General features: G+C 67.1%; 16 protein-coding genes. 5 read left to right on the forward strand and 11 right to left on the reverse strand.

What is annotated here, in order from left to right:
* The first annotated feature begins 133 nt into the window (after positions 1-133).
* From VGV06_11380 to VGV06_11390, 3 genes are all read left to right on the forward strand, one after another.
* Positions 134-385 carry a transposase gene (locus VGV06_11380; protein HEV2055759.1) on the forward strand — a complete coding sequence of 84 codons (252 nt, stop codon included), beginning with the start codon at positions 134-136 and terminating at the stop codon, positions 383-385.
* Complete coding sequence (locus VGV06_11385; GenBank protein HEV2055760.1) at positions 378-1,739, forward strand: adenylate/guanylate cyclase domain-containing protein; 1,362 nt, start codon at positions 378-380, stop codon at positions 1,737-1,739. The genes VGV06_11380 and VGV06_11385 overlap by 8 nt, the downstream gene beginning before the upstream one ends.
* 162 nt (positions 1,740-1,901) lie before the next feature.
* On the forward strand, positions 1,902-2,234 hold the full coding sequence (locus tag VGV06_11390; GenBank protein ID HEV2055761.1) for a GYD domain-containing protein: 333 nt from the start codon (positions 1,902-1,904) through the stop codon (positions 2,232-2,234).
* 111 nt (positions 2,235-2,345) lie between these two features.
* Here the strand turns inward: VGV06_11390 and VGV06_11395 are convergent, their stop codons facing one another.
* From VGV06_11395 to VGV06_11425, 7 genes are read right to left on the reverse strand one after another with little or no spacing between them, the layout of a single operon-like run.
* On the reverse strand, positions 2,346-3,110 hold the full coding sequence (locus VGV06_11395) for an SDR family oxidoreductase (GenBank protein HEV2055762.1): 765 nt from the start codon (positions 3,108-3,110) through the stop codon (positions 2,346-2,348).
* Positions 3,107-3,916: an alpha/beta hydrolase gene (locus VGV06_11400; protein ID HEV2055763.1), complete on the reverse strand. Its 810-nt coding sequence runs from the start codon at positions 3,914-3,916 to the stop codon at positions 3,107-3,109. The genes VGV06_11395 and VGV06_11400 overlap by 4 nt, the downstream gene beginning before the upstream one ends.
* Before the next feature lie 29 nt (positions 3,917-3,945).
* On the reverse strand, positions 3,946-4,950 hold the full coding sequence (locus tag VGV06_11405; GenBank protein HEV2055764.1) for an alcohol dehydrogenase catalytic domain-containing protein: 1,005 nt from the start codon (positions 4,948-4,950) through the stop codon (positions 3,946-3,948).
* A gap of 49 nt (positions 4,951-4,999) precedes the next feature.
* Positions 5,000-5,770, reverse strand: a complete 771-nt coding sequence (locus VGV06_11410; GenBank protein ID HEV2055765.1) for an SDR family NAD(P)-dependent oxidoreductase — start codon at positions 5,768-5,770, stop codon at positions 5,000-5,002.
* Complete coding sequence (locus VGV06_11415; GenBank protein ID HEV2055766.1) at positions 5,767-7,560, reverse strand: long-chain fatty acid--CoA ligase; 1,794 nt, start codon at positions 7,558-7,560, stop codon at positions 5,767-5,769. Before VGV06_11415 ends, VGV06_11410 begins: the two co-directional genes overlap by 4 nt.
* 12 nt (positions 7,561-7,572) lie before the next feature.
* Entirely contained in the window at positions 7,573-9,129 is a 1,557-nt protein-coding gene (locus VGV06_11420; GenBank protein ID HEV2055767.1) for a long-chain fatty acid--CoA ligase, read from the reverse strand.
* Positions 9,126-9,668 carry a M48 family metalloprotease gene (locus tag VGV06_11425; protein HEV2055768.1) on the reverse strand — a complete coding sequence of 181 codons (543 nt, stop codon included), beginning with the start codon at positions 9,666-9,668 and terminating at the stop codon, positions 9,126-9,128. The genes VGV06_11420 and VGV06_11425 overlap by 4 nt, the downstream gene beginning before the upstream one ends.
* A gap of 275 nt (positions 9,669-9,943) precedes the next feature.
* Here VGV06_11425 and VGV06_11430 point away from each other — a divergent pair, with 275 nt between their 5' ends.
* The gene (locus VGV06_11430) at positions 9,944-10,393 is read left to right on the forward strand and encodes a hypothetical protein (protein HEV2055769.1); all 450 of its coding nucleotides are present in this window, start codon (positions 9,944-9,946) and stop codon (positions 10,391-10,393) included.
* Positions 10,394-10,486: 93 nt separating this feature from the next.
* Here VGV06_11430 and VGV06_11435 read toward each other — a convergent pair whose 3' ends face one another.
* Entirely contained in the window at positions 10,487-10,990 is a 504-nt protein-coding gene (locus VGV06_11435; GenBank protein HEV2055770.1) for a polyhydroxyalkanoate synthesis regulator DNA-binding domain-containing protein, read from the reverse strand.
* 112 nt (positions 10,991-11,102) lie between these two features.
* Between VGV06_11435 and fabG the strand changes: the two genes are divergently transcribed.
* Positions 11,103-11,846: a 3-oxoacyl-[acyl-carrier-protein] reductase gene (gene fabG / locus VGV06_11440; protein HEV2055771.1), complete on the forward strand. Its 744-nt coding sequence runs from the start codon at positions 11,103-11,105 to the stop codon at positions 11,844-11,846.
* 81 nt (positions 11,847-11,927) lie between these two features.
* Here the strand turns inward: fabG and VGV06_11445 are convergent, their stop codons facing one another.
* From VGV06_11445 to VGV06_11455, 3 genes are read right to left on the reverse strand one after another with little or no spacing between them, the layout of a single operon-like run.
* On the reverse strand, positions 11,928-12,503 hold the full coding sequence (locus VGV06_11445; GenBank protein ID HEV2055772.1) for a MaoC family dehydratase: 576 nt from the start codon (positions 12,501-12,503) through the stop codon (positions 11,928-11,930).
* Positions 12,500-13,024, reverse strand: a complete 525-nt coding sequence (locus tag VGV06_11450; protein HEV2055773.1) for a poly(R)-hydroxyalkanoic acid synthase subunit PhaE — start codon at positions 13,022-13,024, stop codon at positions 12,500-12,502. Before VGV06_11450 ends, VGV06_11445 begins: the two co-directional genes overlap by 4 nt.
* Before the next feature lie 14 nt (positions 13,025-13,038).
* A complete protein-coding gene (locus VGV06_11455; protein HEV2055774.1) occupies positions 13,039-14,139 on the reverse strand; it encodes an alpha/beta fold hydrolase in 1,101 nt (366 codons plus the stop codon).
* Between the last annotated feature and the right edge of the window lie 520 nt (positions 14,140-14,659).

A 14,659-nucleotide genomic window follows, 5' to 3' on the forward strand; every position in this document is an offset into this window, starting at 1 on the left:
GCACGCGGGGTCAGCAGGGCAGGAAGCGCGAGAACCCCCTTACATCTATTCTGGATGGGCGAAATACCTGGTTGGTGGGCGCGCGGCTCACTCAGCAGCGTAAGAGGGAAGAGAAAATGGGTCCATATCGGAAATCCCGGCTGGTCAGTTTCGCCTCTCGTTCAACCCCCAGCTCCGCGTCGAGTTCCGGGGTGCCACGGTGACCTCCGACGCCGGGCTGCTGTTGCCCCGCGAGTTGGACGAGCGCCTCGGCCTGAGCGCGCTGATCGAACGGCACCTCACCGATCCCCGCACCGGGCGCAACCGCCAATTCCTCCTACCGAATCTATTCCGCCAGTCCATACGACGCACAGCACGCGCGTTCACGGAAACCAGCCGTGCGTGACCGCCATGATTCCGCTGGCGCGAGACGACCGAGAACCCATTACACGAAGGCTGGAGGGGTCAACATCGCCTATCAGGTGTTGGGTGATGCGCCTCGAGATCTCGTGGTCGTGCCTGGCTGGATCGCGCATCTGGAGGCGGCCTGGGATGTTCCCGCGCATGCAGAATTCTACGAGCGCCTCGCATCGTTCTCCCGTCTGATCCTTTTCGACAGGCGGGGAACTGGCCTGTCCGATCGCGTGCCGGCGGACCAGTTGCCGACACTCGAGGAGCGGATGGACGACGTGCGGGCCGTCATGGATGCCGCCCAGTCCCGGCGGGCAGCCCTACTCGGAATCTCCGAAGGTGGCCCGATGTCCGCGCTGTTCGCCGCCACGTATCCGGAGCGGACGGCTGCGCTCATCATGTACGGCTCGTTCGCGCAGCTCGACCTCGAGGACAGCCTGGTCAAGCGCTGCGCCGGTTCTCCAGAAGAGTTCGAGACTCTGCTCGAGGAGCGCTGGGGGGAAGGATACCCCCCGTTCGAAGTGTCGGCGCCCAGTGTCGCGTCCGTACCGGCTGCCAGAGAGAGTTTCTACCGAAGGATGCGCGAGGGCGCCAGTCCGTCAGCCGCGGTGGCCATCTGGCGGATGGTGCGCCAGACCGACGCCAGACACGTGCTTCCCACGATCCACGTGCCCACGCTGATCCTGCATCGGGCCGGCGACCTCGTCGTCGGCGTGAGCCATGGTCGGTATCTCGCCGCGCATGTTCCCGGCGCGAAGTACGTGGAGCTCCCCGGCAGTGATCACGTCATCTACCTCGGCGATTCCAGCACGCTTGTCGGGGAGATCGAAGAATTCCTCACCGGCGAGCGACACGAACCCGATTCGGATCGGGTCCTGGCCACTGTGCTCTTCACGGACCTCGTCGGTTCGACGGCCCATGCCGTCAAGCTCGGTGACCGTGCCTGGCGTGAGCTGCTCGACCGTCATCACGCTCTGGTTCGCGCCGAGTTCGCGCGATTCCGGGGGCGCGAGGTCGACACGGCGGGTGACGGCGTCTTCGGGATCTTCGATGGACCGGGGCGGGCGATTCGATGCGCGCTGAGCATTCGCGATGCCGTCCGGTCCCTGGGTATCGACATTCGGGCCGGCTTGCATACTGGTGAGTGCGAGTTGATGGGGGCCAAGGTGGCGGGAATCGCCGTTCACATTGGAGCGCGCGTGATGGCGGAGGCTGGTCCAAGCGAAGTGCTGGTTTCACGTATGACCAGGGATCTGGTCGCTGGATCCCCATTTGTGTTTGAGGACCGCGGGACTCGAGCGCTAAAGGGCGTGCCGGGAACCTGGCCGCTGTTCGCAGTGGTGGGATGACGAGATCACGATCCGGCCCATCACGTACAGAGTGGAGACCGGCCATGCGCGCGGTGATCTACCTGCCGCTGTGCTCAGCCAGCACACAGCAGGGGCGGCAGACGCTGAATTGCGGGGAATAGCGGTTTAACGAAACTTAACCTCGAGGAGAGGAGGACCAGCATGCAACAGTACCTGTACCAGGTCGCCTACACCCCGGAGTCGCTGGCAGCCCAGATCAAGAACCCCCAGGACCGCCTAGAGTTAGTGGGCAAACAGTTGGCCGACGCCGTAGGCGCGAAAATCCTCGGCGGTGGTTACTCGTTCGGGGAGTACGACGTCTCGATCATCGTCGAGGCTGCGGACGACGTCACGATGGCTGCGGTCGCCATCGCCATCGCGGCGGGCGGCGCCGTCAAGGCAGCAAAGACCACGCCGCTGCTCAGCGGTCCTCAGTGGGTCGCCGCCCTGAAGAAGGCGCCTGCCGTCAGCGGCCAGTACCGGCCTGCCCGGTAAAGCATCGAGCGACCTCAGGCTGGAATCTTGAACTCGGGTCTCGGGCGTCCGGGACCCGAGCTTTCCTCGCTGAATTGCGGGGAATAGCGGTTTAACGAACTAAATCTGCCATCAAAGGTAGCCGTAGGAAGACCACCCTCCGTCCACGGTCAGGATCTCGCCGGTGATGAAGGACGCGGCGGATGAGGCCAAAAAGACTGCGACTTCACCAATTTCCTCAGGGGTGCCGATCCGCCCCATGGGGGTCCGCCGCGCGAGCTTGTCCGCGTCGACGATGCCCTTGGCGGTGAGCATCGTGATGAACTCGGTCTGGACATAACCCGGGGCGATGGCATTGACCCGCACCCCCCGGGCCGCCCACTCGATGGCCATGACCTTGGTCATCATGTTGAGTCCGGCCTTGGAGACGCAGTACGCGAGGCGCTGCGGGAAGGGCACGGTGCCGTTCATGCTGCTCACGTGGATGACGTTGCCGCTGCCCGCCGCCAGCATCCCCTGGACGATCTCCTGCGTCAGGACGAAGCAGCCGTTGAGGTTGAGGTCGAGCGTGTAGCGGTAGTCGGACTCGGCCAGGCTCTCTGAGGGCGCGACGCGCGGCTGACCCGCGTTGTTGACGAGGATGTCCACCGTGCCGCCGAGTGCCGCGAGCGATTCCCTCGCGAGCCTTCTCACTTCGTTGGAGCGCGACAGGTCGGCTGCCACCGCGACCGCGGATGGTCCGAGCTCGCGCGCCACCCGGGAGCAGTCCTCGGCGCTCCGCGAGTTGACGACCACGCGGGCGCCCTCGCGAACGTAGGCGCGCGCGATGCCGAGCCCGATGCCCTTGGTCGAGCCCGTGACGATGGCGGTCTTGCCCGAAAGCCTGCCGTCCGTCACCGCTTGACGTCCTTGAGGAAGCCCAGGACGGCGCGGTTGAAGGCCTCCCAGTATTCGATCGTGAAGCCGTGGCCGCCGGGGATGAGCTTGAGCTGGGCCTTGGGGATCAGGGAGGCCAGCGCGCGGGAAAAGGCCGGCACCGTCAGGTTGTCGTCGCGCCCGACGAGGACGAGCGTGGGCACGCGGAGCTTCTTGATCTCCCGGAGGCGCGTCCCGTTCCAGTCGAGGATTCCCTGCCCCTGGCGCTGTACGGCCTCGGGCTTGGTCGGGAAGGGGTAGGAGAGCACGCGCTTCACCGTCTCGTCCACCTGGCCACGGTCGGCGAGGAACCCCGGCGTGTAGAGCCAGGGCATGAACAGGTGACGAAAGCGCGCGTCTGGGTCGACCCGCCCCCAGAGCGCCATCCAACCTCGGATCGTGTGAAGGAAGCGCCCGTCACCCTGCGCCCACGTGCCGCAGAGCGAGAGGCTGCGCACGCGCTTCGGGTGCCGGATGGCCAGCTCCTGCGCGATGGTGCCGCCCATGGAGTGGCCAACCACGTGCGCCCGCTGGATGTCCAGGTGCTCGAGCACGGCGGCCGCGTCGTCGGCCATCTGCGACGTGGGGTACGATGCGGCGTCCGGCATGTCAGTTTCCCCAACACCGCGGTTGTCGAAGGTGATGACGCGGTAGTGGGGCGAGAAACCCTTGACCTGGAAGAGCCAGTTGGCCGACGGGGCCGAACACCCGTTGATCAGCAGGACGGGGTCGCCCTCTCCGTGGGTGTCGTAGTGGAAACGGATGCCGTTGAGCGTGGCGTAGGGCATGGTAGCGGCCTTTCCGGCGCTAGCCGGGGCTAGGTAACGACGGTGACCTTGATGGCTTCGGGCGAGCGGTGGGCGGCAAAGGCCTCCGCGAGCCGCGCCAGCGGGAAGCGGTGGGTGACGAGCCTGTCCACCGTCACCGTGCCCGTGGAGAGGAGCCGGATGGCCTCGGGAAACTCCTGCTGGTAGATCATGGAACCGATGATGCGCAGCTCGCGCCGGACGACCCCGAAGAAATTCACCGTCGAGGCCTCGTGCGGGAGCCCGGTCAGCACCACCCGCCCGCCCGGGTGCGTCAGCTCGAGCGCCTGCTCGACCGCCACGCCCGTCCCGGCCGTCTCGATCACGAGGTCTACGCCCTCGCGCCCCGAGAAGGCGCGCGCCGCCTCGGTGGCGCCGCCTCCCCCGCTCGTGGTGAAATCGTCGGCGCCCAGCGCCCTGGCCAGATGCTGGCGGTACTCCGTGCGCCCGACCGCGAGCACGCGGAGCCCCTTCGCCTTGAGAACCTGGATGGCGAGGAGTCCCAGCGCGCCCACGCCGAGCACCGCGGCGGACTCGCCCCGCTTGACTTCACCGCGCGCGACGGCGCGCACGACGACGGCCAGGGGCTCCGCCAGCATCAGCTGGTCGTCGCTGACCTCGGCCGGTGCCGGCCAGCAGCACCGCGCCGGCAGGCAGGCCTGCTCGGCGAAGCCCCCGTTGACGTCGATGCCGATGGCGGTGCGCGAGAGGCAGAGGTTGCGATTGCCTTCGCGGCAGAGCGCGCACACGCCGCAGGAGTAGTTGGGCTCGACCGCGACCTTCTGGCCGGGCTGGAGCGTGTGGACTTCGGAACCGACCGCGACCACCTCGCCGATGAACTCGTGCCCCATGACGAGCGGGTACTGCACGGCGCGGTCACCGTTCCAGATGCGGTAGTCGGTGCCGCAGAGACCCGAGGCGAAGACCTGGACCACGGCCTCGGCGGCACCCGGCGTGAGGAGGGCCCGCTTCTCCATCCGGATGTCACGGGGCCCGTGGAGCACGGCAGCGTGCATGGCGCCCATCCTACCGACTGTCCTCCTTCACGGCAAGGCGCAGCAGCGCTCAGGCCGCGCTGTGGCCGCCATCAAGAAACACCGTCTGACCGGTCATGTAGTCGGAGCCCGGCGAGGCCAGGTAGACGACGAGCGGACCGATCTCCTCGAGCCGTCCCGTGCGGCGCGCGGGCACGTCCCGCAGCAGGCGCTCGCGCACCTTCGGATCATCGAAAGCCTGGCTGTTCATGTCGGTGACGAACCAGCCGGGCGCCATGGCGTTGACCTGGATGTTGTAGCGCGCCCACTCGACAGCGAGCGCACGGGTCAGCGCGATCACGCCGCCCTTGGAAGCCGAGTAGGCGGCGTAGCCGGCCAGCCCCGAGGCTCCCAGGACCGAGGCGAGATTGATGATCTTCCCCGACTTCTGCGCGATGAGCCGGCCCGCGGCCGCGCGGCAGCCGTTGAAGACGCCGACGAGGTTGACCTCGACGGTCCGGCGGAAGTCCTCGGGCGGCATCTCGGCCGCGGGGATGACCGCGGCGATGCCGGAATTGTTGACCACGATGTCGAGGCGGCCGAGGGTTTGGGCGGTGCGCTCGACGAGGGCCTCGACCTGGGAATACACCGTCACGTCGGTCGGCACGACGAGAGCGCGCCGCCCGAGCTTCTCGATCGCCCGCGCGGTCTCCTCGAGCTCCGCGACCGACCGGGAGGCGAGCGCGACATCGGCGCCCGCCCCGGCCAGCGCCAGGGCCATGGCGCGCCCGAGCCCGCGGCTCGCGCCCGTGACAATGGCGGCCCTGCCGTCGAGCCGCAGGGCGTCGAGCGCCGCGCTCACTGGTACAGAGCGTCGAGGGCTGCGTGATGCCGCTCGCTGATCATCTTGCGCTTGACCTTGAGCGTGGGCGTCAGCGCGCCGTTCTCCACGGTGAAGTCTTCCGGCAGGATCATGAACTTCTTGACCTTGGCGTAGGACTGCAGCTGGGAGTTCTTCGCGTCCACCGTGCGCTGGACGCGCTCGACGACCTTCGGGTGCTTCGCCAGCACGGTCGGGTCGCTGGCCATGATGCCCTGCTCGCGGGCAAACTTGGCGAGCTCCTCGGGGTTGAGCGTGATCAGGGCCACGGGGTACGGCCGCCGGTCGCCGTGGACCATGACCTGGCTGATGAAGGGATCACCCTTGAGCAGGTTCTCGATGTTCTGGGGCGCGATGTTCATGCCGCCGGCCGTGACGATCAGGTCCTTCTTCCGGTCGGTGATGAAGAGGAAGCCGTCCGAGTCCAGGCGCCCGATGTCGCCGGTCGCGAACCAACCGTCCGGAAGGAACACCTCCTTCGTCGCCTCCGGCTTCTTGAAGTAGCCCTTGGCGATGTTCCCGCCGCGGCCCAGGATCTCGCCGTCGGGCGCGAGCTTGATCTCCACCCCCGGCATCGGCCGGCCGACCGAGCCGAACTTGAAGCTATCCTCCCGGTTGTTGGTCAGCACGGGGCAGGTCTCGGTCAGGCCGTACCCCTCCAGGATGAGAATGCCGGCCGCGTGGAAGAACTCGGCGATCTCGCGCGACAGCGGCGCGCCGCCGGAGACGGCGAAACGCAGCCTGCCGCCGAGCGCGGCGTGCATCTTGGAGAACACGAGCTTCTCGGCGATCTTGTACTTGACCGCGAGCACCGCGGGCACGGGCTGCTTGGCCTGCTTGAGCCGCGACACCTCTTTGCCGACACCCACTGCCCAGTTGAAGATCTTGCGCTTGACCGGCGAGCCGCCCTCGGCCCTCGCCATCGCGCCGGCGTAGACCTTCTCGAACACGCGGGGCACGCTGCAGATGAAGTGCGGCCTGGTCTCGGGCAGGTTCTCTCTGAGCTTGTCGATGTTCTCGGCGAAGGCCGTGCAGAGCCCGCGGTGGACGCCGATGAACGACTCGAGCCGGGCGAACGAGTGAGCGAGCGGCAGGAAGAGCAGGTGCACGTCGCCCTCCGCGATGGACGTCGTCTGGGCGGCCGACTCGAGCGCCGACACGTGGTTGCCGTGGGTCTGGACCACGCCCTTCGGCGGCCCAGTGGTGCCGGACGTGTAGACGATGGTCGCCACGTCGTCGGGCTTGGTCCCGGCCACGCGCCCCGCGAGCTCCGTCTTGAGCGCTTCCGCCCGGTCCCGGCCCAGACGCCGGAGCGCCTCCCAGGTGAAGATTCGCGGCGAGGGCTCCTTGCCCTCGTAGCCCTGGATCACGACGATCTGGTCGAGACCGGGCATGTTCGTGTCCGCCTCCAACACCTTGGCGAGCTGCGCAGGGTCCTCCACGATGAGCGTCTTCACTCCCGCGTCGTTGACGATGTACTGGATCAGGTCGGGCGGGTAGGTCGGGTAGACCGGGATCGTGACGCAGCCCGCCGAGAAGATGGCGAAGTCGGCCTGCACCCACTCGGCGCGGCTTGCCGACAGGATGCCCACGGCCTCGCCGGGTCGGCGCCCCAGCGCCACGAGCCCTGCGGCAATTTCCCGCACCGCCACGCCCACCTCGCGCCAGGTCAGCGTCTCCCATACGCCGCGGCGCTTGAACTGCTGCGCGGGCCGCGCGGCGCTCTTCTCGACCCGGTCCCAGAATATGCGTGCCAGCGTGGTGTCAGACATCGCGCGTCTCCTTCACGGTTGTGTACGGATCTGGCACGGTTGTGTGCGGATATGGCTCCGGAGCTCTTTCCGGAGGATCTTGCCCACCGGACTCTTCGGCAAGGCGTCCACGAAGCGGATCTCTCTCGGGCACTTGTACTTGGCGAGCCTGCTCTGGCAGAACGCGATGACCTCGTCGGCCGTCGCGGACTGCCCCGGCCTGAGCACGACGAAGGCGAGGACTTCCTCGCCCATGAGCGCGTCCGGCATTCCGATCACGGCCGCCTCGGCGGTCTTGGGGAAGGCATAGAGCGCTTCCTCGACATCCCGCGGATAGATGTTGAACCCGCCGCGGATGATGAGGTCCTTCTTTCGCTCCACGATGTAGAGGAAATCGTCGGCGTCGAGCCGGCCCAGGTCGCCCGTGCGGAGCCATCCGCCGCGGATCGTCCGCGTGGTCTCCTCCGGGTTCCGGTAGTAGCCCATCATCACGTTCGGGCCCTTCACGCAGACCTCGCCGACCGCGCCGGGGGGCAGGGCGTGGTCCCCGTCGTCCCGGATGGACACCGTCACGCCGGGGATGGGCTGGCCGACAGAGCCGAGCTTGCGGGTGCCCGAGAGCCGGTGGGCCGAGACCACGGGCGAGGCCTCGGTCAGGCCGTAGCCTTCCAGCAGCTTGCCGCCGAACCGGCGCTCGAAGGGCTCAACGATCTCTACGGGCAGCGGCGCCGCTCCGGAACCCCAGATGCGCATGGAGGAGGTATCGTACCGTGACGCGTCGGGATAGTTCAGGAGGTACACGAACATCGTCGGCACCCCCGACATGGCCTCGGCCCGGAACTCCTGGATGGTCTGCAACACCTCCTCGGGGTTGAACCAGCGCAGGAGCGCGCCGCGCGTTCCGAGGATGTGACCCGCGTTCATCACGGTCAGCCCGTAGGAGTGCGACAGCGGGAGCACGCCGACGCCCCATCGATCGCGGTCGAGCTCGTAGAGAGACGCCGAGGCGCGCGCGTTGGACTCGAGGTTGCCGTGGGAGAGCGCCACGCCCTTGGGCGCGCCCGTGGTGCCGGAGGTGTAGAGGATGACGGCCAGATCCGTCTCGGCACGCGGGACAGACTCGAAGCGATCGCTCTCCCGCCCGATCTCCTCCTCGTACGAGCGCACGCCGCCTTCCCGTCCCCCTCCCTCTCCCCCGCCCCCGTCAACCAGCAGCACGTGTCGGAGGGTCGGCAACGTCCCAATCTGCTTCGCCACCTTCCACACCATGTCGGAAGACGTGATGACGATCTTGGCCTCCGAGTCGGCGAGGATGTGGGCGACCTCGGCCTCGCCCAGGAGGAAGATCACGGGCACGATGACCCCGCCCACCCGAAGGATGCCGCCGTAGCTCTGCATCACCTCGGGGCAGTTCGGCAGCATGACGACCACGCGGTCGCCGGCCTCGACGCCGAGGCGTCTGAGCGCGTGCGCGACCCTGCAGGCGGCGCGCTGCTGGTCCACGTTGGTCAGCCGCCGCCCCTCGAAGGCGAGCGCCTCGTACTCGCCGTAGCGTTGAATGTTCTCGTCGGCGAGCCGCGCCAGCGTCATGGTTTCTTGTCGCACTCCGCCTGGAGGGCCTGGAGCCGGGCAGCCGGCGTCGGGTGCGTGCTCAACCAGTTGGCCCACCCGGGGGTCAGCTGCTCCAGGTCGAGGCGCTCGAGGAGCAGGAGCATGTCCGTGCAGCCTCGCCCCGGGTCCCTCGGCAGCCGGTCGAGCAGCTCGACGGCGTAACGGTCCGCGGCGAACTCCTCCTCCCGGTCGGAGGCGCGGCTCGCGCGCAGGACTTCGTCACTGGCCCCGTTCACGCCGGCTGCGGTGGACCGCTCTGCCTGGTGCCGCACCTCCCGGCTCTCGAAATGGCCGAGTTGAACGTGGCCCAGCTCGTGGGCCAGCGCCGACTGGAGCTCGGAGGGCTCGAGGCTCCGGAGCGACCCCGTCGTTATCCGGAGCACGAACTTTTTCTGAGAGGCCGGTCCGGCCGCGACGTGAATCCTCTGCCGGACCTCGATGGCGAGGCCGACGGCGCACGGCTCCTTGGGGCGGCAGAGGCCCGAAACCTGAATGAGGGGCGTCAGCGCAGCGTCCACCTTCGCCTGCTCCTCGGGGGTGGCTCCCCTGAGCTCCGGCCGCCTCGCAGAGGCACACCCCGCGAGCACCAAGGACAGGGCGGCAAACAAGAGAAGTCTCATGAGGTTCTTTCTTTCAACTACTTAGGCATCAGAGGTCACGGCCACAACCGTATACCACGCCTACTATGACGCAACGCAATAAAAGTCTTGACGGCTATTACGCGATGCGTTATCCTGACCCCGTTGATGGTTCTCAATCAGGCCCGACAACCAGTTGAAGGAGGAGATTCGTGATGACAACGACCATGCAGGGTAGCGAGATGTTCGCACAGATGACCGGGCGCGCCGTGGAGGCCTTCTCCGTGCTCGCCGACGCCAACCAGAAGATCATGCGCGACCTGGTGGACCTCTCGGCCAGCACTGCCAAAGAAGGCGTCCGGTTGTACGCGGAGCTGTCGTCCTCTGCCGTGGAAGCGCTGAAGGACACCCAGTCCTACCTCCTCCGCCGGCAGGGCGAGATGCAGGAAGCGCCGCGGGATCCGTTCGCCGTCTACCAGAAGAGCGTGCTCGAGTCGGTCGAGGGGACGCAGAAGGCCTTCAAGCTGTTCGAGAGCAACGCCCAAGCCATGACGCGCTCCGCGGAGCGGCTCCAGGTCACGGCCGAGCAGACCGGCAAGGAGATCCAGGCGACGTTCGCCCAGGTCGCCGGCAAGGTCAAGTCGCTCTCCGCGACCCTCGCGTAACGAACCGAACCGGAAACGAAAAGGGCCGGGCTTTCGAGCCCGGCCCTTTTCTATTCAGCCCTCGCCTGGTCGGCCCCGTCTCAACTCGAACTGCTATTTCTCCCGCTTCTTCTCGAGCCGATCCTCGAGCGCGCGCAGCTGCTCGCGGAGCGCCGACACCTCGCTCCTGAGCGCGTCGGCTTCGCCGGGCGTCTCGGCCTTCTTCTCGGCCTTGCCCTCGCCGGACGTGGACGGCATCCAGCCGGCGCCCGCGCGAGAGGCCAACTCGCGGAAAACGCGGTCCGCCTCCCGCTGGCTCGACATGATCCCCTCCAGGCTCGACTTCATGGACTTCTGCACGAAGTCCTGCCACGCCTCGCCGTGCTTGATGAGCTGATGCAGGAAGGCCGTCGGCAGGCCGGCGCGCCGGCTGCGCTCATTTTCCAAAATTATCTGGGCGAGCGTCACGGAGGTCAGGTCCTCGCCGGTGGAGACGTCCACCACCGAGATCTCCTTGCCCGCGCGGATGAGCTCTTCGAGCTCCTCCAGGGTGACGTACCGGCTTTCCTGGGTGTCGTAGAGCTTGCGGTTCGAGTAGCGCTTGATCACGTACAGCATGCTGGAAGTCTAACACTCCGCGTCAACTGTCTCAAGGAGGGGCCGGGCACCCCTCTGCTATACTCACGCCCCAGAAAAGATCGGTCTTCCGATTCCGGCGAGGAGGCTTCATATGCAGCTCAAGGGACGCACGGCTCTCGTGACGGGCGGCTCGCGCGGCATCGGCCGCGCCATCGCGCTGGCCCTGGCCGAAGAGGGCGCCGATGTGGCGGTCAACTACGTCTCGAGCGAGACGCCGGCCAAGCAGGTCGTCGAGCAGATCCACAAGATCGGCCGCAAGGCCATCCTGGCCCAGGCCGACGTCGCGGACTTTCCGGACACCTTTCGCATGGCCCAAGACGTGCTCAAGGAGTTCGGGCACCTCGACATCCTCATCAACAACGCCGGCATCAACTCGGACAAGACCTTCGTCAAGATGGACCACGCCTCGTGGCGAAAGGTCCTCGCCATCAACCTCGACGGCGTCTTCAACTGCACCAAGGTGTTCATCGACCAGATGGTCAAGCAGAACTACGGGCGGGTCGTGAACATCACCTCCGTCATCGGCCAGATCGGCAACTTCGGCCAGGCCAACTACGCCGCCTCCAAGGCCGGTGTGGCGGCCATGACAAAGTCGCTGGCGAAGGAGCTGGCCGCGAAGGGCGTCACGGTCAACGCGGTCGCCCCGGGATTCACGGAAACGGAGATGATCGCGGCGATCCCGGAGAAGGTACGGAACAAGCTCCTCGAGCAGATCCCGATGCGGCGATTCGGGAAATCCGAGGAGGTGGCGCGGGCCTGCGTCTACCTGTGCTCGAGCGACGGCGACTACATCACCGGCGCCGAGCTGTCGATCAACGGCGGCCTGTTTATGTAGTTCGAGCTGAGACGGGGCCGACGAGCCGCAGGCGAGGAGCCCGGCGAGGCGAGGGCTGAGTAAATTGGGTTTACCGAGCGGTCAGCGGCCCTCGGCGGCGCCCGCTCCCGCCATGGCGGAGAGGGCCGAGAGGCCCATCATCCCCAGCACGGCAGTGCCCTGGGCGGCCCAGGCCCACGGCCCGAGCGTCCAGAGCGAGACGAGCCCGGTCCCCGTCTGGGGCCGGACGTACTCCACGCTGGTCTTCGACGGCATCACCAGCGCCTCGCCGATCAACACCTCTTCCCCGTGCTGGTTCTCGCACACGGTCTTCAGGCGGATCCGGTTGCGCTCGCGCAGAACCTCGAGCACCTCCACCCGCGCCGTGATGACGTCACCGAAGAACACGGGCTTCAGGAACTTGAGATCCTGGGAGAGATAGATGGCCCCGGGCCCGGGCAGCCGGGTCCCGATCACACCGGAGATGAGCCCCGCGGTCCAGATGCCCGGGGCGATGGGCGCCTTGAACATGGTCGTTGCCGCGTAGTCGCGGTCCCCGTGCACCGGGTTGTAGTCGCCGACAGCGTCCACGAACGAGGCGATGTCGCCGTCGTCCACGCGCCGCACGATCTGCGCGGTGTCCCCGACCCGGACGTCCCCGATCGTGATCCCGATCATTCACGCTCCTTCTTGGAAGCGGCGGCCGCAGCGTCGAGCCGCGCGAGTACCGCATCGATGCGATCCTCCAGGCCTTCGATCTTCTCCTCGAGGCCCGCGATCTGCTTGGCGAGCCCGATGACCTGGGTGCGGGACGGCAGGCCGAGCGTCGCGAGACCGGTCTCGACCTGCTGCTCGGCCGCCTTCTTCACGGGCGCCGAGACGGAGAGAAAACCCTCGAGCTGCTTGCCCATGGCCTGGGCGAAGTTCTCGGTGCCCATACTCTGCTCGAGGACCTTCGACCACGCCGCGATCCATTGGTCGACGAACTGCTTCCACTGCGTCATGAGGTCGGGCGACACCGTCCCCTGCGTCATGACCTTGGACCAGGCCTGCATGCCCTGATCCATGAACGGCCGCCAGAACGCCTGGGGATCGACGGGCTGCCCCTGCCCCGCCATCTTGAGCCAGGCCTGCGTGCCCTCGTCCACCTGCTTCTTCCAGAGGTCGAAGAGCTGCTGGGTGCCCGTGTTGTCAGCCATGATCCGCCTCCTTGCTACGACCGCGCCGCGAGCCAGCTGGAGACCTTCGGCCAGCAGTGCACCGAGGCGCCGCGTCCTGCGATGAGCGAGATGTGCCCGCCCGGGAGCTCGACGTACTCCTTGTCCGTGCTGGAGACCGCCAGGATGAGCGGCCGGACGCAGCCCGGAGGAGCGATATTGTCCTCCTTGGCGCCCACCGCCAGGACCGGACAGCGGATGCTCTCGAGCCTGACCGGCTTTCCGGCCATCGTCAACTTGCCCTTGATCAGCCGGTTCTGCTGGTAGTAGTCCTTGACCCACTGCCGGAAGAATTCGCCGGGGAACGGCAGGTACTCGCTCGCCCACTTGTTGAGCGCGTTGAACCCGGAGACGTACTCGGGGTTCCAGAGGTTCCACCAGAGGTTGAGATTGGTCGAGAGTTCCATGGTGGGCTTGAGGAGCTTGAAGCCCATCTTGACCATGTCGGCCGGGATGGCGCCCAGCGTGTCCACGAACCGGTCGACGTCGAAGTAGCGGGCGTCGAGCCAGAGCCCGAAGAGCCCCACCTGGCTGAAGTCGATGGGCCCGGCCATATCGACGTAGTTCTTCAGCGGGAACTCGGGCGTGCTCCCGAGCCACGAGAGCGAGAGCGGCGCCCCCATGCAGTAGCCCAGCACCGACATCTCGCGCGCTCCCGAGCTCTCGAGGGCTTTGCGCGCCAGCCGCGGCAGGATCTTGGTCACCGCGTGCTCGAGCGTCAGGTCGTTGTCCTCGGGCCCGAAGACGCCCCAGTCCACGAGGTAGAAGTCGAAGCCCTGCTCGGTCATGTGCTCGATGAACGAGCTCTTGTGCATGAGATCGAAGATGTACGGGCGGCTGATGCCGAGGTTGGGTACGAAGAGGAGCGGGGTTGCGACCGTGCGCTTGGAGGCGTACCGCCAGAGGCGCGACTTGCCCGTGCGGTAGATCTGCTCGCGCGGCGTGGGCCCGACCTCGGGCTCCTTCGGGCTCATCACCATCTCGCTGAAGTGCTTCATGCGCAGCGCGTTCCTGCGCATCTCCTCCTGCCAGCGGACCAGCACTTCCGGCGACATGGCCGGCATCTCGGGCGTCATCGTGAACAGTTCGTCTTTCATCCGCTCCTCGCTGGGCGTGGCGCTCCTCGCTGGGCGTGGGGTTGCTGGCTCAGTCGTTATGCTACGCTCGGGTAACGCTCCGCGTCAACAAAATCACGCCTCCGTTCGGACGATGCCCTCCGAAGTGGCCGCGCGAATGACCACGTTCAGTCCCAACCACCCCCCACCCTTGTATCTTGCCGGGAGGCGGGAAATGATACGAGGGAAGAGCAGGCCGGGCGTGACAGACCGACTCACCCCAGGTCCTTCGAGACCGCAGGGTAGCATGGGTCGTCACGCCCGTTTCCTCCACAGCCCGAACAGTCGCCTGGGCCAGAGCACTGAGCCCGCATCGTGCAAGGACGGGCAACGAGGAGATGCGATGAGGACCGCGGCCGCACAGTTCGTCGGCATCGATGTGTCGAAGGCGCAGTTGGATGTGGCGGTCCGCCCCCGCGGCGAGACCTGGACGGTGGTGCATGACGAGGCCGGGCTGAGCGGCCTCGTCGCGCGGCTGCGCACCCTGGCCCCCGCGCTGATC

It is taken from the genome of Candidatus Methylomirabilota bacterium, from assembly GCA_035936835.1.
In the GTDB taxonomy this organism is placed as follows: Bacteria; Methylomirabilota; Methylomirabilia; order Rokubacteriales; family CSP1-6; genus AR37.

Bases quoted from the DNA above. Each gene is read 5' to 3' on its own strand.
- VGV06_11390 (HEV2055761.1), top strand. From the start codon at position 1,902: ATGCAACAGTACCTGTACCAGGTCGCCTACACCCCGGAGTCGCTGGCA.
- VGV06_11400 (HEV2055763.1), bottom strand. From the start codon at position 3,916: ATGCCCTACGCCACGCTCAACGGCATCCGTTTCCACTACGACACCCAC.
- VGV06_11405 (HEV2055764.1), bottom strand. From the start codon at position 4,950: ATGCACGCTGCCGTGCTCCACGGGCCCCGTGACATCCGGATGGAGAAG.
- VGV06_11415 (HEV2055766.1), bottom strand. From the start codon at position 7,560: ATGTCTGACACCACGCTGGCACGCATATTCTGGGACCGGGTCGAGAAG.
- VGV06_11420 (HEV2055767.1), bottom strand. From the start codon at position 9,129: ATGACGCTGGCGCGGCTCGCCGACGAGAACATTCAACGCTACGGCGAG.
- VGV06_11430 (HEV2055769.1), top strand. From the start codon at position 9,944: ATGACAACGACCATGCAGGGTAGCGAGATGTTCGCACAGATGACCGGG.
- VGV06_11435 (HEV2055770.1), bottom strand. From the start codon at position 10,990: ATGCTGTACGTGATCAAGCGCTACTCGAACCGCAAGCTCTACGACACC.
- fabG (HEV2055771.1), top strand. From the start codon at position 11,103: ATGCAGCTCAAGGGACGCACGGCTCTCGTGACGGGCGGCTCGCGCGGC.
- VGV06_11445 (HEV2055772.1), bottom strand. From the start codon at position 12,503: ATGATCGGGATCACGATCGGGGACGTCCGGGTCGGGGACACCGCGCAG.
- VGV06_11450 (HEV2055773.1), bottom strand. From the start codon at position 13,024: ATGGCTGACAACACGGGCACCCAGCAGCTCTTCGACCTCTGGAAGAAG.
- VGV06_11455 (HEV2055774.1), bottom strand. From the start codon at position 14,139: ATGAAAGACGAACTGTTCACGATGACGCCCGAGATGCCGGCCATGTCG.